The organism is Pseudomonas cannabina (assembly GCF_900100365.1).
In the GTDB taxonomy this organism is placed as follows: Bacteria; Pseudomonadota; Gammaproteobacteria; order Pseudomonadales; family Pseudomonadaceae; genus Aquipseudomonas; species Aquipseudomonas cannabina.
Genome location: NZ_FNKU01000001.1, coordinates 4,236,764 through 4,262,190, shown reverse-complemented (window position 1 = coordinate 4,262,190; position 25,427 = coordinate 4,236,764). Strand labels below are relative to the sequence as shown.

20 protein-coding genes and 1 pseudogene are annotated in these 25,427 nt (G+C 59.1%); 16 read left to right on the top strand and 5 right to left on the bottom strand.

The features are described from left to right. Positions 1-32 precede the first annotated feature (32 nt). Positions 33-1,136, top strand: coding sequence for an IS5-like element ISPsy19 family transposase (locus tag BLT55_RS20140; protein ID WP_004663854.1), 1,104 nt, complete (start codon positions 33-35; stop codon positions 1,134-1,136). 175 nt (positions 1,137-1,311) lie between these two features. On the opposite strand, the gene BLT55_RS20130 is transcribed toward BLT55_RS20140, so the two are convergent. Continuing rightward, the gene (locus BLT55_RS20130) at positions 1,312-1,731 is read right to left on the bottom strand and encodes an ATP-binding cassette domain-containing protein (protein ID WP_055001719.1); all 420 of its coding nucleotides are present in this window, start codon (positions 1,729-1,731) and stop codon (positions 1,312-1,314) included. Positions 1,732-1,967: 236 nt separating this feature from the next. Continuing rightward, on the bottom strand, positions 1,968-3,791 hold the full coding sequence (locus BLT55_RS20125) for a site-specific integrase (RefSeq protein ID WP_055001720.1): 1,824 nt from the start codon (positions 3,789-3,791) through the stop codon (positions 1,968-1,970). A gap of 410 nt (positions 3,792-4,201) precedes the next feature. On the opposite strand from BLT55_RS20125, the gene BLT55_RS20115 reads away from it, so the two are divergent. From BLT55_RS20115 to BLT55_RS20100, 4 genes are all read left to right on the top strand, one after another. Next, positions 4,202-5,413 (top strand): FAD-dependent monooxygenase, encoded by a 1,212-nt coding sequence (locus tag BLT55_RS20115; protein WP_055001721.1) that lies wholly within the window; start codon positions 4,202-4,204, stop codon positions 5,411-5,413. A 271-nt stretch (positions 5,414-5,684) separates the two neighbouring features. Beyond that, complete coding sequence (gabD, locus tag BLT55_RS20110) at positions 5,685-7,127, top strand: NADP-dependent succinate-semialdehyde dehydrogenase (RefSeq protein ID WP_055001722.1); 1,443 nt, start codon at positions 5,685-5,687, stop codon at positions 7,125-7,127. A gap of 180 nt (positions 7,128-7,307) precedes the next feature. After that, positions 7,308-8,588 carry a 4-aminobutyrate--2-oxoglutarate transaminase gene (gabT, locus tag BLT55_RS20105; protein WP_007248214.1) on the top strand — a complete coding sequence of 427 codons (1,281 nt, stop codon included), beginning with the start codon at positions 7,308-7,310 and terminating at the stop codon, positions 8,586-8,588. Between the two features lie 156 nt (positions 8,589-8,744). After that, the gene (locus tag BLT55_RS20100) at positions 8,745-10,136 is read left to right on the top strand and encodes a response regulator (protein ID WP_055001723.1); all 1,392 of its coding nucleotides are present in this window, start codon (positions 8,745-8,747) and stop codon (positions 10,134-10,136) included. Positions 10,137-10,549: 413 nt separating this feature from the next. Here BLT55_RS20100 and BLT55_RS20090 read toward each other — a convergent pair whose 3' ends face one another. Both BLT55_RS20090 and desA read right to left on the bottom strand, forming a co-directional pair. Then, entirely contained in the window at positions 10,550-11,548 is a 999-nt protein-coding gene (locus BLT55_RS20090; RefSeq protein WP_055001724.1) for a GGDEF domain-containing protein, read from the bottom strand. Positions 11,549-11,680: 132 nt separating this feature from the next. Next, entirely contained in the window at positions 11,681-12,865 is a 1,185-nt protein-coding gene (desA, locus tag BLT55_RS20085; RefSeq protein ID WP_055001725.1) for a delta-9 fatty acid desaturase DesA, read from the bottom strand. A 154-nt stretch (positions 12,866-13,019) separates the two neighbouring features. Between desA and dibA the strand changes: the two genes are divergently transcribed. The 6 genes from dibA (at position 13,020) to BLT55_RS20055 (ending at position 19,265) form a co-directional block, all read left to right on the top strand. Then, the gene (gene dibA, locus BLT55_RS20080; RefSeq protein WP_055001726.1) at positions 13,020-14,939 is read left to right on the top strand and encodes a phosphodiesterase DibA; all 1,920 of its coding nucleotides are present in this window, start codon (positions 13,020-13,022) and stop codon (positions 14,937-14,939) included. A 200-nt stretch (positions 14,940-15,139) separates the two neighbouring features. After that, positions 15,140-15,322, top strand: coding sequence for a sulfur starvation response protein OscA (gene oscA, locus BLT55_RS20075; RefSeq protein ID WP_002551397.1), 183 nt, complete (start codon positions 15,140-15,142; stop codon positions 15,320-15,322). A 147-nt stretch (positions 15,323-15,469) separates the two neighbouring features. Then, on the top strand, positions 15,470-16,480 hold the full coding sequence (locus BLT55_RS20070; RefSeq protein ID WP_055001727.1) for a sulfate ABC transporter substrate-binding protein: 1,011 nt from the start codon (positions 15,470-15,472) through the stop codon (positions 16,478-16,480). Between the two features lie 94 nt (positions 16,481-16,574). Next, positions 16,575-17,396: a sulfate ABC transporter permease subunit CysT gene (gene cysT / locus BLT55_RS20065; RefSeq protein WP_005887934.1), complete on the top strand. Its 822-nt coding sequence runs from the start codon at positions 16,575-16,577 to the stop codon at positions 17,394-17,396. A gap of 13 nt (positions 17,397-17,409) precedes the next feature. After that, positions 17,410-18,282, top strand: coding sequence for a sulfate ABC transporter permease subunit CysW (gene cysW, locus BLT55_RS20060; protein WP_055001728.1), 873 nt, complete (start codon positions 17,410-17,412; stop codon positions 18,280-18,282). 2 nt (positions 18,283-18,284) lie between these two features. Beyond that, positions 18,285-19,265 (top strand): sulfate/molybdate ABC transporter ATP-binding protein, encoded by a 981-nt coding sequence (locus BLT55_RS20055; RefSeq protein WP_055001729.1) that lies wholly within the window; start codon positions 18,285-18,287, stop codon positions 19,263-19,265. Between the two features lie 115 nt (positions 19,266-19,380). Here BLT55_RS20055 and BLT55_RS20050 read toward each other — a convergent pair whose 3' ends face one another. After that, positions 19,381-19,905, bottom strand: a complete 525-nt coding sequence (locus tag BLT55_RS20050) for an Mpo1 family 2-hydroxy fatty acid dioxygenase (RefSeq protein ID WP_055001730.1) — start codon at positions 19,903-19,905, stop codon at positions 19,381-19,383. 84 nt (positions 19,906-19,989) lie between these two features. Between BLT55_RS20050 and BLT55_RS20045 the strand changes: the two genes are divergently transcribed. The 5 genes and pseudogenes from BLT55_RS20045 (at position 19,990) to gcvH (ending at position 25,380) form a co-directional block, all read left to right on the top strand. Continuing rightward, positions 19,990-20,694, top strand: coding sequence for a Crp/Fnr family transcriptional regulator (locus BLT55_RS20045; RefSeq protein WP_055001731.1), 705 nt, complete (start codon positions 19,990-19,992; stop codon positions 20,692-20,694). 115 nt (positions 20,695-20,809) lie between these two features. Then, positions 20,810-21,811, top strand: coding sequence for an extracellular solute-binding protein (locus tag BLT55_RS20040; RefSeq protein ID WP_055001770.1), 1,002 nt, complete (start codon positions 20,810-20,812; stop codon positions 21,809-21,811). 285 nt (positions 21,812-22,096) lie between these two features. Beyond that, positions 22,097-23,713: pseudogene (locus tag BLT55_RS20035) on the top strand (ABC transporter permease). A gap of 154 nt (positions 23,714-23,867) precedes the next feature. Next, complete coding sequence (gene gcvT / locus BLT55_RS20030) at positions 23,868-24,950, top strand: glycine cleavage system aminomethyltransferase GcvT (protein ID WP_055001732.1); 1,083 nt, start codon at positions 23,868-23,870, stop codon at positions 24,948-24,950. Between the two features lie 43 nt (positions 24,951-24,993). Then, entirely contained in the window at positions 24,994-25,380 is a 387-nt protein-coding gene (gene gcvH / locus BLT55_RS20025) for a glycine cleavage system protein GcvH (RefSeq protein ID WP_055001733.1), read from the top strand. Positions 25,381-25,427: the final 47 nt, after the last annotated feature.

The window sequence follows — 25,427 nt, the reverse complement described above, 5'->3', positions numbered from 1 at the left end:
TTTCACTCCCTTGTCTGAATAGCCCTCAAGCCATGCCTAAAACCGGACGTCCTCGCTCGATTGCCGCCGAGCACTATCCCGTGCTGGTGAAACTCGCTCATGCACAGCCCTATTCCAGCCAGGCCGAATTGGCGCTCGTATTCTTCGCCGAAACCGGTATCACTGCGCATCCCGACACCTTTGCAAAAGCGTTGAAAATGGCAGGGATTACGCGTGTAAAGCAGCGGGCCAAGGGAAGTTTTCAGTCACCTGAACCTAATAAAGCCTATGGCTACAATGAAACCCACCGCCGCCAACTGCCGGAGCAGCTATATCCGAGTTGCTTGACAGATACCGAGTGGGCACTGGTCGCCGACCTGTTTGAAAGCCAGGGCGGACGAGGAGTGCCACCGCTTCACTCTCGGCGCACGTTGCTGGAAGCCTGTTGCTATGTCGTACGCACGGGGTGCTCATGGCGAATGCTACCCCGCGATTTTCCTCATTGGGACAATGTCTACAAAACGTTCCGCCGGTGGAGCGCTCAAGGCAAGTTCGAGCAAATGCATGATCGCTTGCGAGCTCAATGGCGTGAGCGGGAAGAACGCGCTGACAGCCCGTCAGCAGCGATCCTGGATTCACAGTCGACCCGCAGTTCTCCTCAAGGCGGTGACAGCGGCTACGACGCAGGCAAAAAAGTGAAGGGGCGTAAACGAAGTCTGATTGTCGATACATTGGGCCTGCTGCTGGCTGTCAGTATCAGTGCTGCAAGCGTGCAGGATCGTGACGCGGCGGATGATGCGGTGGCGTACTCGAAGGAAAAATATCCGTCACTGAGCACGCTTTTTGTTGATAGTGCGTACGCAGGAAAATGGGCACAGCGCACCCATCAACTGCACGCTATCGATGTTCAAGTGATCCGTGGCCCGAATAACAGAAGAACAGGGCAATGGCACTCTGAACAAGGCGATCTATTTTCCGTGGAGCCTGTTCAGACTGGATTTGTGGTCATGCCCAAGCGATGGGTAGTGGAGCGAACTCATGCCTGGAATGAGAGAGCTCGGCGACTGATCATGCATCATGATCGCCTTTTTGCGGTAAGCGAGGCATGGGTTTGGTTGGCTGAGGCTCGAATACTCGCGCGCCGACTCACTACATGATTTTGTCTACACCCTCTTAGGTATCCTCTGAAAAAGCCCATTTTTTTGGAGAGGAACCGGGCTGGAGCGCCTGTATTTACTGGCTTCGACTTTTGAAGAAAAGGCTTTTTCAGACCTTCCTTAGGCATGGTGCAATGCTGTGTAGGCAAAGGACAAACAGCTTACTTTATTTTGTCTACACCCTCTTAGCGGAAAGCCTTTCGATGTCGTCTACTTTTTTTGCGTCCACGGCCCGCGTGATTTCGCGGGCTCGCACGTTCTCAGAGTTGACTAAGTCGTAGATCGCCATCTGAGCGCGCTGCTCGGAGTATTCATCCTTCCAACGCGCGTCTACCTGCCGATCATGATTGAGTACATGCTGCCCATAATCTGCGCGCTGTTTGCCGGTGAACGTGGGTGATCCTGATCGAAACCAAGTCTGGCGGTGAGCGGTGATGCGCCGCGTCTGGTCGCCACCAACCGAAGCAAACAACTGTAGAAGGCTCGATTTTCCAGTGCCATTCGCACCAAGGACAAATAGCATCTGCCCAGCGTTTACCGTCAGCTTTAGAGTATCTTTCGGCCCGTTAATAGGGATTGAGAACGAGAATGACATGTTAGTTATCCGGGATCATTCGAGGGTGCCCGTCTATGAAGCCATCCTCGTGAACAGTAATTCGACGGCCCCTGTGTCCGGTTAGACGACTATCCAGGTCGACCCGTGTGTAGTGCCACCGCCATGATGCCGCTTGATCGTAGAACGGTTGAGTCTGTACAACAAGACTGCCTGCAATCGGAGCGAGCCGACCCGGTGACAATTTGATTGGGTCACTCTGATAATGGCTACGGAGATTAGCCGACCGGCTGCTGCGCTGGGTTCAGGCCGTGTGTATCGCGGTGCTCTTGAATACAAGGATTCAGTATGTGCCCCAGTCGCTGTTCAAAGTCGGCATAGGTGATGCCTGAGAGGCATACGGGAAACTGTACGGTGTGCAGCACCCGATGGAGTTTTGAGAGCGAATACCCTGAACCGTAATCATCAGACTGATTTTTGTTCTTCGCCGCGTGCCCAGTGAAGGCTGGGATTAGTCGGTCAGCCTCATCACTGGTGTTCCGAAGCAGATCAACAAAGGTATGGCGGAAAGCATGGAATTTCTTTCCGTCGGGCTTGCCATCAGAGAGACGCTTGCGAATACCGATGCTATAGAAATAGCCTCCATACGTTGTGCTAGCGCTTGGCATCCGGGTAAAGAAGGTGGTCGCGATTCCGCCCCAGCCTTTGATTTTCTGATAGGTGAGCCCATCCGAAAATAGGTTTTTCCGACCTTCTTTTTGAGCTTGCGCCACAAAATCCAAGAAGCCGATTCTGATCAGTTCGCTATGGATAGGCATGAATCGATTGCTGTTATCGTTCTTCAGCGATTTTGTGCCTTCTTCAACGAGTCGAGCAAACCAAATTCCGGTACCCACCTCTTGAGTAATGTCAGCAGTTTCCAACTGGCAGAGTTCATTGAGTCGCCCTCCAGTAAAGATGCCAAGCAGCGGAAGCCAGAATTGGTACGGGAAGACAAGATTGGCTGAGCCGCTATCAGTTCCTTCATAGAGATAGCCTGAGAAGATCGCGTGCAGCTCTTGGGTTGAGAACGGTTTGTCCTGTCGAGCGATACGCCCGGCCTCAGTGTTGACAGATGGAACTTCAGTTTTGCCTGGCTCGATGTCTGTGTAGCCTTTGGCGTAAGCGAATTTATGCAGCACGCTGAGCCGGATTATCATCTTTTCAATGGTTGGGCCGCTAATCAGATCATCCCCTTGCGAGGCAAGGATCGATTCAATAGGTGAGTCCGGCGGCGGAATTTTTCTGCCGCGAAGGGCCTTGACCTGCCTAGTGGCTTGATACAGCTGGTTGATATCTTCTAGCGAAAGAGAGTCAAACGGCCTGTTACCGCTCAGAATGGTTAGCCTGAGGGCGTGTCCCTTTTCGTCAGCGTGGGCGCTGGCTGATTTTTTTCTGTTCAGGCGCTGGTCAGTCTCACGTAAAAGCATCCAAAGCTCATACAGGGTAGGGCCTGGAAGTTTTGGCACTAACGGTGCGGGGGCCGAGGCTGGCGCTGCTGCGGTTGCGTCCGGCCTACTGAGCTGTTGCAGAGCTAGCTCATCTAATAGCTTTGGCAGCAGCTTCCGGAATCTTGTGAACGGGATTCCATTGCCTGCGGTAAAAATCTGATCTGCGAGGCCCCTCTGGCTCTCAGGGATAGCCCGCTTAGCATTGCCGGTTAGCACTTCAGCTATGGCATTCCAGCGTTGCTGAATTTCGATTTTTTGCCAATCTTCGTCTGAAATGGCCGATTTGGTGCTCTGTGCTGGTTCAGCCGAGTGGCTCGCCCATGCGCCAGCAGACTCAGCTTGCTCTATCTCATGAATGTAGAGCTCGTAATCTGCGTCTGTCGGAACGTAATCGTCTTGGTCAACCACGCGTAGCACCCTGTCAAAAGCAGCTTCAAAGCGTGCAGCGTATTGCCGTGCGCAGCGAAGCGCCAGTCTAAGACTGTCGGTTTTCAATGAGCGCCGGATTTCTCGTTGCAGGCCGAATGCTGAGCGCAAGGGCTTCGGAGTCACGATTCTGAAATAGTAAGTTCCGTGACGGCTCGTGGTGAGGAATGCGGGTCGGATTGGCATGGTTGGCACCGTTGCGATGCCCCACCTAAAAGCACTCAACAGTGCCCCACCAGCTTGTTCTGTCCTGCTATTGTCGAAAAATGTAGATTTGACAATCGTTTAGCGATACTGGATTAGATGGCGGGATTCGAACCCACGACCCCTGCCTTCGGAGGGCAGTACTCTATCCAGCTGAGCTACTGGTGCGACGCGGGCGCCATGATACTCACATGGGTACGGGGCGTCCAGTTGCGGTCGGCCTGCAACGCAAATCATCCAGCGCCCCCTGTATGCGGACGCCGGTAGGCCTTTCATCACCCCACATCCACTGACGCCCACAAAGGGACAGGCCACCGCTTCCGGCACAACCACCACGTGGTGCATGATGCCCCAATACCCCCCAGCCAGCTCGTTCTCACCGAGGCCATCTTATCAACCAGTTCAAAAGCATCGAGCGCAGCCCGTGCCGCGTTCTCATCACCGGGGCCAGCATCGCAGGCTGCGCAGCGGCATGGTGGCTGACGCAGCGCAATTGCGATGTCACGGTTGTCGAGCAGGCGCCTGCCTTTCGCGATGGCGGGCAGAATGTGGATGTGCGCGGCGCGGCTCGGGAGGTCTTGCGTTTGATGGGCCTTGAGCAGGCGGTGAAGGACCTTAATACCGGCGAGACCGGGCTGGCGTGGGTGGATGAGGACAATCGCACAGCGGCGCGCATTGATCTGTCCGGTCTGGAGGGCGATGGGCCGACGGCTGAGCTTGAGGTGCTGCGCGGTGACCTTGCCCGGCTGCTTTATGAGGCTTCGTCTGCCGACGCGTTCTATCGCTTTGGTGATCGCATCGTTTCGGTCGAGCGCGATGAGGCGGGTGTGTCCGTCACGTTCGGCAGCGGTGGCGTGGAGCGTTTTGACCTGTTGATCATCGCGGAAGGTGTCGGCTCGCACACCCGGGAGCTGGTGTTCCCCGGTGAGAACCAGCCTCGCAGAATGGACCTGGCGAGCGCGTTCTTTACCGTGCCCCGTGCGCCGACGGACAGCCAGACTGCGCGTTGGTACAACGCGGTGGGCGGTCGCAGTGCAGGTGTGCGTCCGGATAACCGCGGGACGACGCGGGCGTTTTTTAATGTGCAGGGCCGAAGCCACATGACGGTCGGCAACAGTGTTGCCGAGCAGAAGGCGTTTCTTCGGGCGTCCTTTGCAGGCGCGGGCTGGGAGGTGCCTCGTCTGCTGGAAGGGATGGAGGCTGCGGAGGATTTCTGGTTCGATGACTTGCGTCAGGTGAAGATCGATCGCTGGTCGAATGGCCCGGTGGTCCTGCTGGGCGATGCGGCGTGGTGTGTCACGCCGCTGGGCGGAGTCGGTGCTTCGTTATCGCTTATTGGCGCGTATGTGCTGGCGGGCGAACTCACCAAGACCGATACGATTGCAGAGGCGCTTGCCTCGTACGAATATGTCCTGCGCCCTGTGGTGAAAAAGTCGCAGAGCGTGCCGAAACTTGTTCCGCGTCTGGTACATCCTCGCACTCAGACCGGGGTGAAAATCCTGCGCGCCGTGCAGCGGCTGGTGGCAACGCCTTTTATCAGCAAGCGTGCTGCCAAGGCGCTGACCCCGGCAGTGCAGGCGTTCACGCTGCCGGATTATCGATAGTGCTGCAGCCCCCTCCGGGGCTGACACTGATCCGAAAACCACACAGCCCTGAACGACCGTTCTTTTTTTCGAACAGCCTATTGTCCTTTGCCCCCGCAATGCCTAGGATTCGTTTGAGATTTCAAACGCTCTTGTTCGGTCTTCCTGCTTTTATGCGTTGCGCATCGCTGGAACCCGATGGAATGTTTTCCTGACGATGGCTTCCAAACGGGGTGCATCGATATTCAATTGTTCGCTCTGCCTTTGTGCGGCGCTGTTTAGGAGGCCCGACATGCAGCTTAAAGATTCCACTCTGTTCCGCCAGCAAGCCTATATCAACGGTCAGTGGCTGGACGCGGACGGTGGTCAGTCGATCAAGGTCAACAACCCGGCGACCAACGAGATCCTCGGTACGGTGCCGAAAATGGGCGCAGGCGAGACGCGTCGGGCGATTGAGGCTGCTGACAAGGCGCTGCCGGCCTGGCGTGCGCTGACCGCCAAAGAGCGCGGTAACAAGCTGCGTCGCTGGTTCGAGCTGATGATCGAGAACCAGGACGACCTGGGCCTGTTGATGACTTTGGAGCAGGGCAAGCCGCTGGCTGAGGCCAAGGGCGAGATTACTTATGCAGCGTCCTTTATCGAGTGGTTCGCGGAAGAAGCCAAGCGCGTGTACGGCGATGTGATTCCTGGTCACCAGCCGGACAAGCGTCTGATCGTGCTCAAGCAGCCGATTGGTGTGACAGCGGCGATTACCCCGTGGAACTTCCCGGCGGCGATGATCACCCGCAAGGCCGGTCCTGCGCTGGCGGCGGGTTGTACAATGGTGCTCAAGCCTGCGTCGCAAACGCCGTTTTCGGCACTGGCGCTGGCTGAACTGGCCGAGCGTGCGGGTATCCCGGCTGGCGTGTTCAGCGTGGTAACGGGCAGTGCGGGCGATATCGGCAGCGAGCTGACCGGCAACCCGATTGTGCGTAAATTGTCCTTCACCGGCTCGACCGAGATCGGTCGCCAGCTGATGGCCGAATGCGCCAAGGACATCAAGAAAGTATCGCTGGAGCTGGGCGGTAACGCGCCGTTCATCGTGTTCGACGATGCTGACCTCGACAAGGCGGTCGAGGGCGCGATGATCTCCAAGTACCGCAACAACGGCCAGACCTGCGTCTGCGCCAACCGCATCTATGTGCAGGACGCGGTGTATGACGCGTTCGCCGAGAAGCTCAAGGCCGCGGTCGGCAAGCTGAAGATCGGTAACGGTCTGGAAGACGGCATCACCACTGGCCCGCTGATCGACGACAAGGCGGTTGCCAAGGTCAAGGAGCACATCGCCGACGCGGTCAGCAAAGGCGCAACCGTGCTGACCGGCGGCAACAGTCTGGAAGGTTCGTTCTTCGAGCCGACTATTCTGGTTAACGTGTCGAAAGATGCTGCCGTTGCCAAAGAAGAAACTTTCGGCCCGCTGGCCCCGCTGTTCCGTTTCAAGGACGAGGCCGAAGCGATTGCGCTGGCCAACGACACCGAGTTCGGTCTGGCGTCGTACTTCTACGCGCAGAACATGAGCCGGGTGTTCCGGGTTGCCGAAGCGCTGGAATATGGCATGGTGGGTATCAACACCGGCCTGATCTCCAACGAACTGGCACCGTTCGGCGGTATCAAGTCGTCGGGCCTGGGCCGTGAAGGCTCCAAGTACGGCATCGAAGATTATCTGGAAATCAAATACCTCTGCCTGTCGGTCTGACTGGCGCAGAAGTATTGCAGCCGATGGCGCGCGAGAGCGACGTGTCATCGGTTTTTTGCAGCACAGCAGTTTCTTGGTGGCCTGAAGGCTGCAGCAGTCGATCATCGTATGCTGCCGCAGTTGATCCAGCCCGCTTGATCCTTGAGCCACGCCGACCGATGAGCGGCGAATGAGGAATACATGAGCAAGACTAACGACTCCCTGATGCAACGCCGCCATGCAGCCGTCCCGCGCGGCGTTGGGCAGATCCACCCGATTTTTGCTGCTTCGGCGAAGAACGCGACCGTCACCGACGTAGAAGGTCGTGAGTTCATCGACTTCGCGGGCGGTATCGCGGTATTGAACACCGGGCACCTGCACCCGAAAATCGTTGCGGCGGTGCAAGAGCAATTGACCAAGCTGACTCACACCTGCTTCCAGGTCCTGGCTTACGAGCCATACGTTGAGCTGTGCGAGAAGGTCAACGCCAAGGTCCCGGGTGATTTCGAGAAGAAAACCCTGCTGGTGACCACGGGCTCCGAAGCGGTGGAAAACGCCGTGAAGATCGCGCGCGCTGCCACTGGCCGTGCGGGCGTGATCGCCTTCACCGGCGCTTACCACGGTCGCACCATGATGACCCTCGGTCTGACCGGCAAGGTGGTGCCTTACTCGGCCGGCATGGGCCTGATGCCGGGCGGGATCTTCCGCGCGCTGTACCCGTGCGAGCTGCATGGCGTGAGCGTTGACGATTCCATCGCCAGCATCGAGCGCATCTTCAAGAACGACGCCGAGCCTAAAGATATCGCTGCCATCATCATCGAGCCGGTGCAGGGCGAGGGTGGTTTCTACGTGGCGCCGAAGGCGTTCATGAAGCGTCTGCGCGAGCTGTGCGACAAGCACGGCATCCTGCTGATCGCGGACGAAGTGCAGACCGGCGCTGGCCGTACCGGCACGTTCTTCGCCATGGAGCAGATGGGCGTTGCTGCTGACCTGACGACCTTTGCCAAGTCCATCGCAGGCGGCTTCCCGCTGGCGGGCGTGTGCGGCAAGGCTGAATACATGGACGCCATCGCGCCAGGCGGACTGGGCGGCACCTATGCGGGCAGCCCGGTCGCTTGCGCGGCGGCACTGGCGGTTCTGGATATCTTCGAAGAAGAGCACCTGCTGGAGCGTTGCCAGGCACTGGGTGAGCATCTGGTGACGTCGCTCAAGGCGATGCAAGCCAAGTATCCGGTGATCGGTGAAGTGCGCGCGCTGGGTGCGATGATTGCTGTCGAGCTGTTCGAAGACGGCGACTCGCACAAGCCGAACGCGGCGGCCGTCGCTCAGGTCGTCGCCAAGGCACGTGACAAGGGCCTGATCCTGCTGTCGTGCGGTACTTATGGCAACGTGTTGCGCGTGCTTGTCCCGCTGACCGCCGAAGATGAAATTCTGAGCCGTGGTCTGGCGATTCTGGAAGAATGTTTCGCTGAAATCGCCTGAAAAGTGTGACGTCACGAATTGATTAATTTGTGACCAAACAGACAAAAAAAGCCCGTTTCGACGGGTTTTTTTTCGTCTGGAGCGAGGTTTTTCGCTCTTTTGGCTATATACGGGCGATTGCATTGGCTAAGGTGAGCGCATCGACATCGGAGAGTCATGATGACTGCTGTAGTTTTGCCCGCGGTTCCTCGCGTATTGATTGCTGAGTCTGACCCGTGGGTTCGCGAGACGCTCAGTGATCTGGTGCTGAGCGTGCGTGCGGATGTCGAGCTGGAAATGTGCACTGATGGCAAACAGGCTGTCGAGTGGATGAAAAAGCATCTTCCTGACCTGGTCATCGCCGCTCGCGAGCTGCCGGGTATCGATGGATTGAGTCTGTTGCGCGGCGTGCGCAACCTGCGTCGTCAGCCTGCCATACCGTTTATCCTGATCAGCAATCGCAATGACAGCGCCAGTGTGCGCGAGGTCGTGCCGCTGGCGCCGACCGCCTACCTGACCAAGCCGCTGAACACCGAAGGTTTGCGCCATCGCCTCGAAGGCCTGTTGCTGGAACATCGTGCGCTGGCTCCGGGCGAGGTGCCCGCGCTTGCGCCGGGGCTGACGCTGAGCAAGTTTCTCGAAAAGCGTCGCGATATTGCCGACGGTGCACCGCTGTATGTCGATGTCGCGACGGCGATCAAGCTCAGTCAGACGCCGAACGGAACGGATCCGGTGCTGCTCGAGCAAGAGTTGCGCAATGATCCGCATATCACGGCGGTGCTGGTTGCTGCCGCCAACAGCGCCGCCCAGCATCTGGGCAAGCCGATTCAGTCGCTGGCCGGGGCGCTGGCCGTTCTGGGTCCGGTTCAGGGGGCAAACATCGCATCGGGCCTGGCCAAAAAGCGCATGGCCGTTCTGACCCATGACGCGTTGTTGGCGCGGGCCAGCGAGCTGTGGACGATGTCGCAACGCACCGCTGAGTACGCGCGCATTCTGGGCGGCATGCTGGAACTGGATGTCGAACGCTGTTTCTGCGCCGGGCTGCTGCAATCGCTGGGTGATCTGGCGGTGTTGGGCTGCCTGCAAGAATGGCTGCTGGCGGGCGGCGAACTGAACGAGCAGGCCATCGAGCAATCGCTGGAGCAGTATTCCGCCGCGTTTGGTTCGGCACTGCGCACTCGCTGGCGCTTGCCGCTGGAACTGCGTGAACTGATCGCTGCGGTGTATCAGTACAACACCGGCATCTATACGCGCGAAGTGCTGACCATGAACCTGGCGGGCCAAATGGCGCGACTGGGCGAGGAGGAAAGCGTCACCGCGCTGATCAAGACCAAGTCGGCCAAGCTGCTGAAATTGAGCGTGGGCGATTTACAGCGGCTGCGCAAAAAACTGACCGGCGTGACTGATCCGAGTCTGCTGAGACCGGTCGCGGTCGAGCCTGAGGCCGCTGCTGAGGTGGTTGAGGACGATGAGCCTGATCTGCTGGACTTGGCGCCTGAACCGCCTGCCGAGCAACCAGCGGCGATTGAGGACCCGGGAGATGCGGTTCAGGATGTACCGAAGAAATAAGAGCGTGGCCAAGCTTCTTCGCTAGCAAGTGAACATCGTCCTATGGGAATGGGCGCGGCGGCGATCCGCATTGCTCACGAAGAGGCCGGAACAGCCAATGAAGATTTGCTGATCAATGACTCCGCCTTCGCGAGCAAGCTCGCTCCCACAAGTGAACATCATCCTGACGCTCTGCGCCGCGCCGCCTACTCAGGATCGGACGCAGAGCGTCCAGGGCGGCATGCGACGCTGAGCGTCGCACGATAACTCGGTAGTTGAGATTATCGTTCCGCGCGCTCCAGCGTCGGAATGCCTTGCGTGACGCTCTGCGTCACAATCTGCGCCGCGCCGCCTACTCAGGATCGGACGCAGAGCGTCCAAGGCGGGCATGCAACGCGGAGCGTCGCACGATAACTCAGATTATTTAAGGCGCTTCAAACCAGCACGATCTGATTCTTGCCCTGGCGCTTGGCCTGATACATCGCGGCGTCGGCGCGGCCGTAGAGGGCTTCGAGGCCTTGGTCTTCGGGGCCGAGGTTGGTCAGGCCCTGGCTGGCGGTGATGCTGAATGTGACGCCGCCTGCCTGAAAATTCTGCCGCTGAATCTCGCGTTGCAGGCGCTCGGCAATCTGCATGGCCATTTCCGGCGCGCAGCCGGGGAATAACGCCGCGAATTCTTCGCCGCCAATACGCCCGAACAGATCACCGCGCCTCAAGGCCGAGCGACCGCTTTCGGCGATGCGTTGCAATACCGTGTCGCCTTCCTGGTGGCCGTAGGTGTCGTTCACCAGTTTGAAGTCATCGATATCAAGCAGCAGAAAGGCCAGCGGCGTGCCGTTCAGCCGCGCCAGTTCGAACTCTCGCTGGGCGCACTCGAAGAAGTGGCGGCGGTTGCTGCTCTGGGTCAGCACATCGGTCGTCGCCAGGCGTTGCAGTTCATCTTCGAGGTGTTTTTTCTCGGTGATGTCTTCAGCGATACCCACCACGATCAAGCGCTGACTGGCGTCGGCGCGATGGCTGAGGAAGCATTTGTCGCTGAGCCAGCGGACTTCGCCGTCGGCACGAATGATCCGGTACTCGCGATCTTCGATGGCGCCTTTCTCGATGACTTCGCTCAGGCTGCGTTCGGCGTAGTTGAGATCATCCGGGTAGATGCTGTCCCGCCATTCGCCGTAGTCGGCCAAGAGCAAGCCCGCTGAGCGGCCGAAGATACGCTCGTAGGCCGGGCTGACGTAGACCATATGCTGGGTTTCCCAGTCGAACGCCCACAGAACGGCGTTCACACTCACCAGCAGCGAGCTGAACAATTGTTCGCGCTCGCTCAGGCGGGTAACTTCGGCCTGAGCGTGCATCAGGGCTAACAGGGTTTCTGCGGCTGCGGGCATATCTGTGATCGGTGCGCCAGCTGAGGCGATAGGGGACTGCTTTTCCATGAGCACGTATCTCAAGCATTGGCGGCACTGCCAAACCCTTTCCCATATTTCCCGGGAAAGTTGATGAGATAGGCTGAATGGGGGGAAGTTCCGAAGCGGACGCGCCCGTGAGGGGCGCGCCGATCAACGGTATCAGGCGTGCGCAGTGCGCAGCGAGTAGGTTTTCAACTGGTCAGCGAAGTCGCGCAGGGACTTAATGCCACTGGCTTCGGCTTCGTGAATCCACTCTTTGATGGCGGACAGCATGTCGTGGCCATTGCTGCTGGTCTTGACCCAGATCTGTTGCAGCGCGAGGCGTTTTTCGTAGATCACCTTCAGCGCGTGGCTGTGTTCCAGCATGGTCTGGATGCGCACGTGGTGCCTGTCATCGAGCAGGCTGGTTTCACGCGACAGCAGGCGTTTGGCCCGACGGAACTGATGACGCACCGATTCGTCAGCCTTGCCCAGCTCCTGAGCAACCAGCGGCGCGATGACCAGCTTGCGGTACTGCGCCATGATCTGGAAGCGGTTGTTGAGGATCGCCATGGCTGTGTCCATGTCCATGCTGCCCTTGCCTTCGACCCGGTGGACGATAGGCGCGACCCGCTGGACCTTCGCCAGACGCAGGAAGCTGAATACCTTGATCCACGCCCAGCCCATGTCGAATTCCCAGGGCTTGACCGACAGCTTGGCCGAGTTGGGGTAAGTGTGGTGATTGTTGTGCAGCTCTTCGCCGCCGATCACGATGCCCCATGGCACCAGATTGGTCGCCGCGTCACGGCATTCGAAATTGCGATAGCCGACCGCATGGCCGAGACCATTGACCACGCCTGCGGCCCAGAACGGAATCCACATCATCTGCACAGCCCAGACCGTGATACCGAGCGCGCCGAACAGCGCCAGGTCGATTACTGCCATGAGGGCGATACCCAGCAGTTTGTAGCGCGAATACAGATTGCGCTCGATCCAGTCTTCCGGGCAGTTTTTGCCGTAGATGCGCAGGGTATCCTGATTCCGGGCTTCTTCGCGATACAGCTCGGCACCTTTGCGCAGCACGGTGGACAAGCCTTTGACGACCGGGCTGTGTGGGTCGTCGGCGGTTTCGCATTTTGCGTGATGCTTGCGGTGGATGGCGGTCCATTCGCGGGTGTTCTGGGCAGTGGTCAGCCACAGCCAGAACCGGAAGAAGTGCTTCAGCCCGGCATTGAGTTCGAGCGAGCGGTGAGCTGAATAGCGGTGCAGATAGACCGTGACGCCAATAATTGTTACATGGGTCATTACCAGCGTGACTGCTATTACCTGCCAGACTGAAAGGTCGAGCAAACCGTTGTACCACATAGGCTGTTTGGCCCTCGTAAAAGTACCTGTGAAGAAAAAAGTCGCACGAGCATTATCACTGACATTCCACAGAAAACCAGTCACCCTTGCAGATAAGAGTCGCAGGATGTTTCCTGCTTTATAATTCAGACTTTTCGCCAGGCTTGCGTTTTTTATGTCCGAATATTCCCGTGGCGCGCTGCGAACCGCCGTCCTGTATGGGCTGCTGTCGATTCTGTGGTTCGTGACCGGCGACTACTTGCTGTCGGTTTTTGTCGAAGATCCGGCGCGACTGGCCTTCGGCCAACAGATGATCGGTTACAGCTGGGCGCTGCTCAGCGCCGTCATGATCTTCATTGTGCGTGACAGACTGAAGGGCATCGTCGGCGGCGAAGCGACGTTCGCGCGACAGCAGGAGGACTATGACCGGCTGCTGCTCGCGGCGGTGGTGTTCGACAGCACGCGTGAGGGCGTGCTGGTCAGTGATGCAGACGGGCGCATTGTCCACGTCAACCGCGCCTTTGTGGACATCACCGGCTATCAGGCCGAAGAAGTGCTGGGTTTCAACCCCAGCAAATTCAAGTCCGGCCGCCATGGCCCGGAGTTTTATCGACAGATGTACCACTCGCTGCTCAGTGCCGGGCAGTGGAGCGGCGAGATCTGGAATCGGCGCAAAAGCGGCGAGATCTACCCGCAGTGGCAGACCATCCGCAGCATCAAGGGCGATGACGGCAAAGCCAGGCATTACGTGGCGGTGTTTTCCGACATCACCGCCATCAAGCGCTCCGAGCAGGAGCTGGCGCAACTGGCGCACTACGATGCGTTGACGGAGCTGCCCAACCGCCTGCTGCTGACCGACCGTATCAGCCAGGCGCTGACGTCCGCTCGCTCCAGCAGGCGCGGTTGTGCGTTGCTGCTGGTGGACCTGGATAACTTCAGAAACATCAACGATAGCCTCGGCCATAACATCGGCGACGAGGTGCTCAAGGCGGCTGCCGAACGGCTCAAGGTGCTGTCCGGCAGTGACACGACGGTCTCGCGTCTGGGCGGCGATGAATTCGCACTGTTGGTCAAAAATTGTACACAGATGGTGCACGCTGCCGCCCTTGCGCAGCAGGTCATCAATGCGTTCAAGCCGCCTTATGCAATTGCCGGGCATCAGTTGTTTGTCACTGCCAGCATCGGCATCAGCCTGTTTCCCGGTGACGCCCTGACTGCGGAACAACTGTTGCGCAATGCCGATTCGGCGCTGTTCAAGGCCAAAAACGATGGTCGGGAGGGCTTTGCCCTGTACACCGAGGAGCTGACCGCCCAGGCCCAGCAACGGGTGCAACTGGCCAGCGAGCTGCGTCAGGCGATCGAGCAGGAAGAGTTGCGGGTGTTTTATCAGCCGGTTTACGACCTGAATACCGGGCGAATTTGCGCTGCCGAAGCGCTGGTGCGTTGGCAGCACCCGACACGCGGCATGGTATCGCCCGGCGAATTCATCCCCATCGCCGAGCAGAACGGGCTGATCGTCGATATCGACGCCTGGGTATTGAATACTGCCTGTCGGCAAATGCAGACCTGGCTGGCGGCGGGCGTTCCGATTGCGTCTGTTGCGGTCAATGTGTCCAGTCGTCTGTTCAGCCGGGGTGATCTGGACCGGCAAGTGGCTCAGGTCTTGAGCGAGACCGGGCTCGATCCCGTGTTTCTTGAGCTGGAAGTCACGGAAAGCGCCGTCATGGAAGACCCCGAGCAGGCCATCGAGCAGCTGCACCGGCTGCGTGAGCTGGGCCTGAGCCTGGCCATCGACGATTTCGGCACGGGCTACTCGTCACTTCTGCGGCTCAAGAGCATGCCGGTGCAGAAGCTGAAGATCGATCAGGGCTTCGTCGCCGGGCTGCCTGGCGACGACGATGACATCGCAATCGTGCGGGCGGTCATCGCGCTGGCCTCAAGCCTTGGCATGCACGTGCTGGCGGAGGGCATCGAACATGCCAGCCAAGCGTCATTTCTGCTGAGCAACGGTTGTCAGTTGGGCCAGGGTTACTGGTTTGCCCGACCCATGGCCGCGCAGGCAATCGACTGGTCTCACGCGCCCGCTTTCAACTAGCCCGCTTTACCCGCGCGTGACCGGCGTCGGGATGTGCAATGCATCCTGACCATAAGCCTTCGTGCTAAATGTCTTTTGGTTATATCTGCATTCTTAAATAGTCTTTTTAAGAATATCTCCGGCTCACTATGATTGGTCCATCGCCACAGCCATCGGCCCAGTCACGACGGCAGGTTTCTCACCTTTCAAGGAATAAGATAATGAGCGCATCTCTACGTAGTGTTGACGGTCAGGACGAAGCAGCAATTCTGCGTGAGATACAGAGTGCGTTGCGTGACCTGCGTTTCGGCGCCGTCGAAATCACTGTGCACAACGCACAGGTGGTGCAGATCGAGCGCAAGGAAAAATTCCGCTTGCAGAACCCAGCCGCCAAGCAAAGCTGACGTTGTAACCCGACTGGTCAACCGGAGGGCTTCATCCTGACTCCTGATGCACCGCTGAACACAAGCAGCTCGGCAGTACGGATGCCGTTCTGACGCGCCAAGAAGAAATCAAAAAGCCGACACACAGAATTCCCGGGAGCTTCATCTATGTCCATTCGCCGCTTTGCACTGGCCGCTATCGCCAGTGCCGTTTTCGCAGGTTCGGCTGTTGCCAAGGATTACGAACTGCTCAACGTGTCTTACGACCCGACGCGCGAGCTGTATCAGGATTACAACGCAGAATTCGTCAGCCACTGGAAGAAGACTCATCCGGACGACAAGGTCGAGATCAAGCAGTCTCACGGCGGCTCGGGCAAGCAGGCGCGTGGTGTGATCGACGGCCTGCGTGCCGACGTGGTGACCCTGGCGCTGGCCGGTGACATCGACGAAATCGCCAAACTCGGTAAGTCCCTGCCTGAAAACTGGCAGACCCGCCTGCCGGACGCGAGCACCCCGTACACCTCGACCATCGTGTTTCTGGTGCGCAAGGGCAACCCGAAAGGCATCAAGGACTGGGGCGACCTGATCAAGAAAGACGTTTCCGTGATCACGCCTAACCCGAAAACCTCCGGCGGCGCTCGCTGGAATTTCCTGGCTGCATGGGCTTACGGCCTGAAAGCGGGCGGCGGCGATGAAGCCAAAGCCAAGGAATACGTGCAGACGTTGTTCAAGCATGTGCCGATTCTGGACACCGGCGCTCGTGGCTCGACCATCACCTTCGTCAACAACGGCCAGGGTGACGTGTTGCTGGCCTGGGAAAACGAAGCGTTTCTGGCGTTGAAAGAGGAGGGCGGCAAGGACAAGTTCGACATCGTCGTGCCGTCGCTGTCGATTCTCGCCGAGCCGCCAGTGGCCGTGGTCGACAAAAATGCCGAGAAGAAGGGCAACACCGAGATCGCGACCGAGTACCTCAAGCACCTGTACAGCAAGGAAGGGCAGGAAATTGCCGCAAAAAACTTCTATCGTCCACGTGACAAAGAAATCGCTGCCAAATACGAGAGCCAGTTTCCAAAACTGGATCTGGTGACTATCGACAAAGACTTTGGCGGCTGGAAGACTGCGCAGCCGAAGTTTTTCAATGATGGCGGCGTGTTCGACCAGATTTACCAGGCGCAATAAACCGAATGGCGATGCCGCGCGAGTGGCACCGCAGGTCAGGTCAAGCGGCCCGGATTAACGTCCGGGCTTCGTGTAAGTGAAACCAGGGACTTTTATGTCGCGTCGCATTTCCCCCGTCATACCCGGCTTCGGGCTGACGCTGGGTTACACCTTGGTGTACCTCAGTCTGATTGTGCTAATACCGCTGGCCGCCATGTTCGTGCATGCCGCGCAGCTCACCTGGGATCAGTTCTGGACCATCATCACGGCGCCTCGCGTGATTGCGGCGCTCAAGCTGAGTTTCGGCACCGCGTTCTATGCGGCCCTGATCAATGGCGTGATCGGTACGCTGCTGGCCTGGGTGCTGGTGCGTTACACCTTCCCCGGACGCAAGATCATCGACGCGATGATCGATCTGCCGTTCGCCCTGCCGACTGCGGTGGCCGGTATCGCCCTGACAGCGCTGTACGCGCCGAATGGCTGGGTCGGGCAGTTCGCTGCGGATCTGGGCTTCAAGATCGCCTATACGCCATTGGGTATCACCCTCGCGCTGACGTTCGTGACGCTGCCGTTCGTGGTGCGGACCGTGCAGCCGGTGCTGGCCGATATCCCCCGTGAAGTCGAAGAAGCCGCTGCCTGTCTCGGGGCGCGTCCGTGGCAGGTGTTTCGCCATATTCTCGTTCCGGCCTTGCTGCCCGCCTGGTTGACCGGTTTCGCCCTGGCGTTTGCCCGCGGCGTGGGCGAGTACGGTTCGGTGATCTTCATCGCCGGCAACATGCCGATGAAAACCGAAATCCTGCCGCTGCTGATCATGGTCAAGCTCGACCAGTACGATTACACCGGCGCAACGGCTATCGGCGTGATGATGCTGGTGGTGTCTTTCATTCTGCTGCTGCTGATCAATCTGTTGCAGCGGCGCATCGAAACCCCATCCTGAGGAGGCGCAGAACATGTCTTATTCATCTGTTTCAGCCGCCGCCTCCGCCAACGCCGCCCGTCGTGGCAGCGCGGTGTCGCGACGCATCCTGATCGGCCTGTGCTGGCTGGTGTTCGTGCTGTTTCTGGGTTTGCCGCTGTTTATCGTGGTCTCCCAGGGACTGAAAAACGGTCTGGGCGCGTTCTTCACCGCGATCCTCGAGCCGGACGCCTTGTCGGCGCTCAAGCTGACCGTGATTGCCGTGCTGATTTCGGTGCCGCTCAATCTGGTGTTCGGTGTCAGCGCGGCCTGGTGCGTGAGTAAATACTCGTTCCGTGGCAAGAGCATTCTGGTCACGCTGATCGACCTGCCGTTCTCGGTGACGCCGGTCATTGCCGGTCTGGTCTACGTGCTGATGTTCGGCGCGCAGGGCCTGTTCGGGCCGTGGTTGCAGGATCATGACATCCAGATCGTGTTTGCCCTGCCGGGCATCGTGCTGGCGACCATCTTCGTCACCGTGCCGTTCGTGGCGCGTGAGCTGATCCCGCTGATGCAGGAGCAGGGCACGCAGGACGAGGAAGCCGCGCGACTGCTCGGCGCCAATGGCTGGCAGATGTTCTGGCACGTCACGGTGCCGAACATCAAATGGGGCCTGATCTACGGCGTGGTGCTGTGTACCGCACGGGCGATGGGCGAGTTTGGCGCGGTATCGGTGGTGTCCGGGCACATTCGCGGCGTTACCAACACCCTGCCGTTGCACGTCGAAATTCTCTACAACGAGTACAACCACGTCGCAGCCTTTGCCGTGGCGAGCCTGTTGCTGATCCTGGCGCTGTTCATCCTGCTGCTCAAGCAGTGGAGCGAATCCCGCATTAACCGTCTGCGCCATAACGCGGCGGAGGAATAATCATGTCGATCGAAGTCCGTAACGTCAGCAAGAATTTCAACGCCTTCAAAGCCCTGAACAGCATCAGTCTGGACATCCAGAGTGGCGAGCTGGTGGCTTTGCTCGGCCCGTCAGGCTGCGGCAAGACCACACTGCTGCGTATCATTGCCGGTCTGGAAACCCCGGACGACGGCAGCATCGTGTTTCATGGCGAAGATGTGTCCGGGCATGACGTGCGTGATCGTAACGTCGGGTTCGTGTTTCAGCATTACGCGCTGTTCCGCCACATGACCGTGTTCGACAACGTTGCCTTCGGCTTGCGCATGAAGCCCAAGCGCGAGCGCCCGAACGAAACGCGCATCGCCGAAAAAGTCCACGAACTGCTGAACATGGTGCAACTGGACTGGCTGGCTGATCGCTACCCCGAGCAGTTGTCGGGCGGTCAGCGGCAGCGTATCGCACTGGCCCGGGCGTTGGCGGTCGAGCCGAAAGTGTTGTTGCTGGATGAGCCGTTCGGCGCGCTGGACGCCAAGGTCCGCAAGGAACTGCGGCGCTGGCTGGCGCGCTTGCACGAAGACATCAACCTGACCTCGGTGTTCGTGACCCACGATCAGGAAGAGGCCATGGAAGTGGCTGACCGTATTGTGGTCATGAACAAAGGCGTGATCGAACAGATCGGCTCACCGGGCGAGGTGTACGAGCACCCGTCCAACGATTTCGTCTACCACTTCCTGGGTGACTCCAATCGCCTGAGCCTGGGTGAAGAGGGTCACGTCTTGTTCCGCCCGCACGAGGTTTCGTTGTCGCGTCAGGAAATCGAAGACCACTACGCCGCCGAAGTCCGCGACATCCGCCCGCTGGGTGCGACCACACGGGTCACGCTGAAGGTGGAAGGGCAGAGCGAACTGATCGAAGCCGAAGTGGTGAAGGATCACGACAGCCTGGTCGGGCTGGCGAGGGGCGAGACCCTGTTCTTCAAACCGAAGGTGTGGCAGAAGCTTTGAGGGGCTGAGCTGGATCGATGCTCCAGCGTCAATCGCTGTACTCAGGTCCACTCCCATGCCCTTCGGGCAGAAGCTCTGCATCGCTATAAATGCTTGTGCAACGCGAGCAAAGCCGTCACACCGCCGCTTTGCGCACATTTCGTCCCACCGGGCCGGAGCGTTCTTCGATGGCGTGGCGCAGCGGTTTGCGCAGGCCCATCAGGAATGCCAGTTCCGCGACCACGAACAAAGGGCCGATGATCAGTCCGGTCACATCATCGATAAACGCCGGTTTGCGGCCTTCGTAGTAATGGCCGATGAACTGGATGATCCAGCCGAAGACGAACAACCCGACTCCTGCACTCAGCCAGACCATGGTGGCCTGCTGCGCCACAAGTGCGCCAGCCCAGACGCACAGCGCCAGCAAACCCGCCATCACCACACCCAGCGCACGGTCCAGTTTCAGGTAAAAGACCGTCGACGCCAGTGTCACCACGGCCGCAGGCGAAAACCATAGCCCGCCAATGTCCCAGCCCGGACGCGACAGCAGCACCGCCACCGCCAGCACAATTAAAGGGATACCCACGAAGTGCGTCACGATATTGCGCGAATCACGATGATAGGACGCGTATTGGCTGAGATGATCGACAAGGGTTTTCATTATTATTCCTGCCTGCGACGATAATCGGGTTTGGTTAACGTATCGCCTTTGCAATACGATTGCCCGCAATAAAAGGGAGCAAAAATGACAAACGGAGTGCTATGGCGGTCATCGTTGCTGTCCGGCTACTGGTTTTCTCACCTGCCCGCCGCTTTGCAGGATAGCTTGCTGCATGCCGCTCGCCAGGTCCGCAAGACACCGGGCAAGCTGCTGTTCGAAAAAGGCGCCACGCCCTGTGGGCTTTATGTGCTGATGGAAGGCAACGTGCGCATCGGCGGTGCCCATCTACAGCGCCTGGGCCCCAGGCAGGAGCCGATCCCGCGGCCTTACTGGTTCGGTGAAGTATCGCTGTTCGACAACCTGCCTCGCCGGTTCTATGTCTGCTCACTGGATCAGACCATTTTTCTGCATGTACCCCATTCATTTCTCGTCTCGTTGCTCGAACAGCACCCCGAGTACTGGCGGTCGTTCGCCGCGCTGCTGAGCCAGAAACTCGGCTTGCCCCTGCAAAACCCCGAAAAGCTGCGACAACTGCCCCCCAGGTCGCGGGTCGCCTGGCGGTTGCTGTTGCTGAGTGAGGGGTATGGGCCGCTGAGTCATGCGCGGCGCTTGATCGCGCTGGATGAAATCAGCTCGCTGCAAGATCTCTCGCTGTCGGCGTTGCTGGAAGTGCTTGAAGACCTGCACGAGCGCAAGGTCGTGCGCCTGGGGATAGGGCAACTGGAAGTGTTCGACGTCGAAAAATTACGCAGGATCGCGAACTTTTCCAAGGTAAAAGCGGTGTGCTGATCACGCGAAGGGAGAAGCTTGGAAACATTCGGTAACGGCTCCGTTCGCGCTTCGATTGAGATAGCAAATGGGATTCACTACCATTTCGCCTCATTTGCGAACGCGAGATACCCCGATGCAGGCAAGCAAGCGTCTTCTGGCTGCTCTGACACTGACTTTGCTGGGCGGCACCGCTCAGGCCGCCGACGAGGTGGTGGTGTATTCCTCCCGGATCGACGAGCTGATCAAACCGGTATTCGACGCCTACACCGCCAAAACCGGGGTGAAGATCAAATTCATCACTGACAAGGAAGCGCCGTTGATGCAGCGCATCAAGGCCGAGGGCGAGAATGCGACTGCCGACCTGCTGCTGACAGTCGATGCCGGCAACCTCTGGCAGGCCGAGCAAATGGGTATTCTGCAGCCGTTTACCTCGCCGGTGATCGAAGCCAATATCCCCGCGCAATACCGCTCATCCACCCACGGCTGGGCTGGCCTGAGCCTGCGCGCGCGCACCATCGCCTATTCCACTGATCGGGTGAAGCCGGCGGAGCTGACCACTTACGAGGCGCTGGCCGACAAGAACTGGGAAGGGCGCCTGTGCCTGCGTACGGCGAAGAAGGTTTACAACCAGTCGCTGACCGCCACATTGATCGAAACCCACGGCGCTGAAGCGTCCGAGAAGATCCTCAAGGGCTGGGTCAACAACCTGTCCACTGATGTGTTTTCCGACGATATCGCGGTGCTTGAGGCGATCAATGCCGGGCAGTGCGACGTCGGCATCGTCAACACTTACTATTACGGCCGTCTGCACAAGCAGAACCCGAAGCTGGCGGTGAAGCTGTTTTGGCCGAACCAGGCGGATCGCGGTGTGCACGTCAACCTGTCAGGCATTGGTCTGACCAGACATGCACCGCACCCGGAAGCCGCCAAGGCACTGGTCGAATGGATGACCGGTCCCGAGGCGCAGACGATTTTCTCCAGCGTCAATCAGGAGTTCCCGGCCAACCCGAACGTGGCACCGTCGGAAGAAGTGGCGAGCTGGGGTCAGTTCAAGGCTGACACCATCCCGGTCGAAGTGGCAGGCAAGCGCCAGGCAGAAGCCATCCGCATGATGGATCGCGCCGGCTGGAATTGATTTAATATCCACCGCCTGACTCTCGTTGATACGCTTCGCGCTCATTAAATAAATCTTGAATAGCCCGAAAAGCGTGGCTTTCAGGCTTCTGCCCGCAGGGCGTAGGAGCGGACTTGTCCGCGAAGCCGTCAGTTCAGATAGTGCATTTTCTGAGAATGTACCGGCCTTTTCGCGGACAAACGAAGCGTCGCCCGGTCAGCTGCTACGGCTTTCAGCCAGAATCAGAAGCAGATCTGTGCGCACCCTCTGCTTACCCTCTTGAACCCCCTCATTTCGAGAACCTCCTTGGCCCATCCTGTCCAACGTCGCTGGTACCCACTGGTCTTTGCCATCGCAGCGCTTGTGTTGTTGCCGCTGAGTGTGTTGCTGCTGTCGTGGGGGACGGTTGACACGCAAATCTGGTCGCACTTGCTCGAAACCCAGATGACGCGCTTGCTGAGCAACACGCTGATCCTGCTGCTCGGGGTCGGCGCAGGTGTGACGCTACTGGGCGTGAGCCTGGCCTGGCTGACCAGCTTGTGCGAATTCCCTGGTCGGCGCTGGCTGGACTGGGCGCTGATGCTGCCGTTCGCGATTCCCGCCTACGTGCTGGCGTTCGTCTTTGTCGGCCTGCTGGATTTTTCCGGCCCGTTGCAAACCCTGATGCGTGAATGGTTCGGCTCCGGCCTGCGTTTGCCGCGTGTGCGCTCCACGGGTGGCGTGATCATCGTGCTGGTGCTGGTTTTCTACCCCTACGTCTACCTGCTGGCACGTACGGCTTTTCTGGCGCAGGGCAAGGGTTTGATGGAGGCCGCGCGCGTCCTGGGGCAAACACCCTTACAGGCGTTCTGGCGAGTGGCGCTGCCGATGGCGCGTCCGGCCATCGGTGCGGGCGTCGCTCTGGCGTTGATGGAAACCCTGGCGGACTTCGGCGCAGTCTCGGTCTTCAACTTCGACACCTTCACCACGGCCATCTACAAAACCTGGTACGGCTTCTTCAGCCTCTCCAGTGCCGCGCAACTGGCGAGCCTGCTGCTGTTGGCCGTGCTGATCCTGCTGTACGGCGAGCGTCGGGCGCGAGGCGCGAGCCGTCCGACCAACGAACGGCCACGAGGCTAGGCGCTTTACCCGCTACAAGGCCTCAAGGCCTGGGGAGCCAGCTTCTGGTGTGGGCTGGTGTTTCTCTGCGCCTTCGTCGTGCCGGTGCTGCAACTGATCGTCTGGGTCTGGCAACGTGGCCGGTTCGATCTGGATGAGCGCTACATCGGCCTGATCCTGCATACGCTCTATCTGGGCAGCATCGCCGCCCTGATCACGGTCAGCGTGGCGCTGATCCTGGCCTTCGCCCGACGCATGGCACCGACGCCCGCGATTCGCTCCGGTGTCAGCCTCGCCAACCTGGGCTATGCCCTGCCGGGTTCGGTACTGGCTGTTTCGATCATGCTGGCATTCAGTTATCTGGACCGTGAGCTGGTAATTCCATTGTCCGGCTGGCTGGGCGGGGCGGGCAAACCGTTGTTGCTGGGCAGTCTGTCGGCACTGTTGCTGGCCTATCTGGTGCGGTTCATCGCGGTCGCCTTTGGTCCTCTGGAGCACAGCCTGTCGCGCATACGGCCGTCATTGCCCGAAGCCGCGCGCAGTCTGGGCGTCAGTGGTCCGAAGTTGTTTCTTAACGTGTACCTGCCGCTGCTGGTGCCGGGAGCCCTCAGCGCCGCGCTGCTGGTGTTTGTCGACGTGCTCAAAGAAATGCCCGCCACCCTGCTGATGCGCCCGTTTGGCTGGGATACGCTTGCGGTGCGGATCTTCGAAATGACCAGCGAGGGCGAGTGGGCACGCGCGGCGCTGCCCGCTTTGACGCTGGTACTTGTAGGATTATTACCGGTCATCGGGTTGATTCGGCGATCTGCCCGACAGATTGGTTAGGTGCGGGGTCTCAACCTTGCGGCTACAATGCGCCGCAATCGGTGCGGTCTGTCAGATTATTCGGTCAGTTGTAAATGTGCTGCAAACCCCGGTCTATTGGGGGCTTGCCGAGTGTTTCTGCCCGCACCTTCGCCACGCCCGGAAGGAGAAACCCATGGGACAGCGTACCCCCCTGTTCGACCTGCACCTCGCCCTTGGCGCGAAAATGGTCGATTTTGGTGGCTGGGACATGCCGTTGCATTATGGATCGCAGGTCGAGGAGCACCATCAGGTGCGCCGCGATTGTGGGGTCTTCGATGTCTCTCACATGAACGTGATCGACGTGACCGGCCGTCAGGCCAACGCCTGGCTGCGCTACCTGCTGGCCAATGATGTCGACCGTCTGAAGACATCAGGTCGGGCGCTTTACAGTGCCATGCTGGATGAGGCTGGCGGAATTATCGACGACATGATCGTCTACCTCACCGCCGACGGTTATCGTCTGGTCGTGAATGCGGCGAACGGTGCCAAAGACCTTGCCTGGATGAAGGCGCAGTTGGGCGATTTCGATGTCCAGCTGAACGAGCGCAGCGAGATGGCGATTCTCGCCATTCAGGGGCCAAGGTCGCGGGCCAGAATTGCCGAACTGGTTTCCAGTGCTCGCGGCAAGTTGATTGCCGAGCTCAAACCGTTTGAAGGTCGCGATGATGCCGACTGGTTCATCGCCCGCACGGGCTATACCGGCGAAGACGGCCTGGAAATCATGCTGCCGGCCGAGCAGGCCCCGAGCTTTTTCAATGAGCTGGTCGGCGCGGGTATTTCCCCCATCGGCCTGGGCGCTCGCGATACCTTGCGCCTTGAAGCCGGTATGAACCTGTACGGTCAGGACATCGGCGAAGGTGTTTCACCGCTGGTCTCGAACATTGCCTGGAGCATCGCCTGGGACCCTGCCGACCGTGACTTCATCGGCCGCAAGGCTCTGGAACGAGAACGGGCCGAAGGCGTAGCCTTCAAGCTGGTTGGACTGGTGCTCGAAGAACGCGGCGTGTTGCGGGCCCAGCAGGTGGTAAGAATCGCAGAAATTGGCGAAGGTGAGATCACCAGTGGTAGTTTCTCTCCTACGCTGAGCAAATCCATTGCTCTGGCGCGCGTTCCGATGGCAACCGCCGACCGGGCCGAGGTGGAAATCCGCGGCAAGTGGTATCCGGTGCGGGTGGTGCAGCCAGCGTTTGTGCGCCACGGCAAGACCCTGATCTAACCTATGGCGGGTTTTCCTCTGACCCGATGTTGAGGATGACTAAATGAGCAATATTCCCGCCGAGCTGCGTTTCGCTGGAAGTCACGAGTGGGCGCGCCTTGAAGCTGATGGCACCGTGACCGTCGGCATTTCCGACCACGCACAGGAAGCGCTGGGCGATGTGGTGTTCGTCGAACTGCCGGAAATCGGTAAAGTGTTCGCAGCGGGTGATACTGCCGGGGTTGTCGAGTCTGTGAAGGCCGCTTCGGACATCTACTCGCCAGTGGCCGGTGACGTTGTCGAGGTCAATGAGGCGTTGGCCGGTTCGCCCGAGTTGCTCAATAGCGATCCGTACGGGGGCTGGATCTTCAAGCTCAAGCCAGCCAGTGCAGAGGCCGATCTGGCCAGGCTGCTGGACGCCGCAGGCTACAAAAGCGCGATCGGCGAGTAACCGCCGGACACAAAAATGCCGCTCATCGAGCGGCATTTTTTATGCGT

Excerpts from the sequence above, each read along its gene's own strand:
- BLT55_RS20090 (WP_055001724.1), bottom strand. The coding sequence starts at position 11,548 with ATGGAAAAGCAGTCCCCTATCGCCTCAGCTGGCGCACCGATCACAGAT.
- BLT55_RS20045 (WP_055001731.1), top strand. The coding sequence starts at position 19,990 with ATGACAAACGGAGTGCTATGGCGGTCATCGTTGCTGTCCGGCTACTGG.
- BLT55_RS20040 (WP_055001770.1), top strand. The coding sequence starts at position 20,810 with ATGCAGGCAAGCAAGCGTCTTCTGGCTGCTCTGACACTGACTTTGCTG.
- oscA (WP_002551397.1), top strand. The coding sequence starts at position 15,140 with ATGAGCGCATCTCTACGTAGTGTTGACGGTCAGGACGAAGCAGCAATT.
- gcvT (WP_055001732.1), top strand. The coding sequence starts at position 23,868 with ATGGGACAGCGTACCCCCCTGTTCGACCTGCACCTCGCCCTTGGCGCG.
- cysT (WP_005887934.1), top strand. The coding sequence starts at position 16,575 with ATGTCGCGTCGCATTTCCCCCGTCATACCCGGCTTCGGGCTGACGCTG.
- dibA (WP_055001726.1), top strand. The coding sequence starts at position 13,020 with ATGTCCGAATATTCCCGTGGCGCGCTGCGAACCGCCGTCCTGTATGGG.
- cysW (WP_055001728.1), top strand. The coding sequence starts at position 17,410 with ATGTCTTATTCATCTGTTTCAGCCGCCGCCTCCGCCAACGCCGCCCGT.
- gcvH (WP_055001733.1), top strand. The coding sequence starts at position 24,994 with ATGAGCAATATTCCCGCCGAGCTGCGTTTCGCTGGAAGTCACGAGTGG.
- gabD (WP_055001722.1), top strand. The coding sequence starts at position 5,685 with ATGCAGCTTAAAGATTCCACTCTGTTCCGCCAGCAAGCCTATATCAAC.
- desA (WP_055001725.1), bottom strand. The coding sequence starts at position 12,865 with ATGTGGTACAACGGTTTGCTCGACCTTTCAGTCTGGCAGGTAATAGCA.
- gabT (WP_007248214.1), top strand. The coding sequence starts at position 7,308 with ATGAGCAAGACTAACGACTCCCTGATGCAACGCCGCCATGCAGCCGTC.
- BLT55_RS20130 (WP_055001719.1), bottom strand. The coding sequence starts at position 1,731 with ATGTCATTCTCGTTCTCAATCCCTATTAACGGGCCGAAAGATACTCTA.
- BLT55_RS20140 (WP_004663854.1), top strand. The coding sequence starts at position 33 with ATGCCTAAAACCGGACGTCCTCGCTCGATTGCCGCCGAGCACTATCCC.
- BLT55_RS20050 (WP_055001730.1), bottom strand. The coding sequence starts at position 19,905 with ATGAAAACCCTTGTCGATCATCTCAGCCAATACGCGTCCTATCATCGT.
- BLT55_RS20100 (WP_055001723.1), top strand. The coding sequence starts at position 8,745 with ATGATGACTGCTGTAGTTTTGCCCGCGGTTCCTCGCGTATTGATTGCT.
- BLT55_RS20055 (WP_055001729.1), top strand. The coding sequence starts at position 18,285 with ATGTCGATCGAAGTCCGTAACGTCAGCAAGAATTTCAACGCCTTCAAA.
- BLT55_RS20070 (WP_055001727.1), top strand. The coding sequence starts at position 15,470 with ATGTCCATTCGCCGCTTTGCACTGGCCGCTATCGCCAGTGCCGTTTTC.
- BLT55_RS20125 (WP_055001720.1), bottom strand. The coding sequence starts at position 3,791 with ATGCCAATCCGACCCGCATTCCTCACCACGAGCCGTCACGGAACTTAC.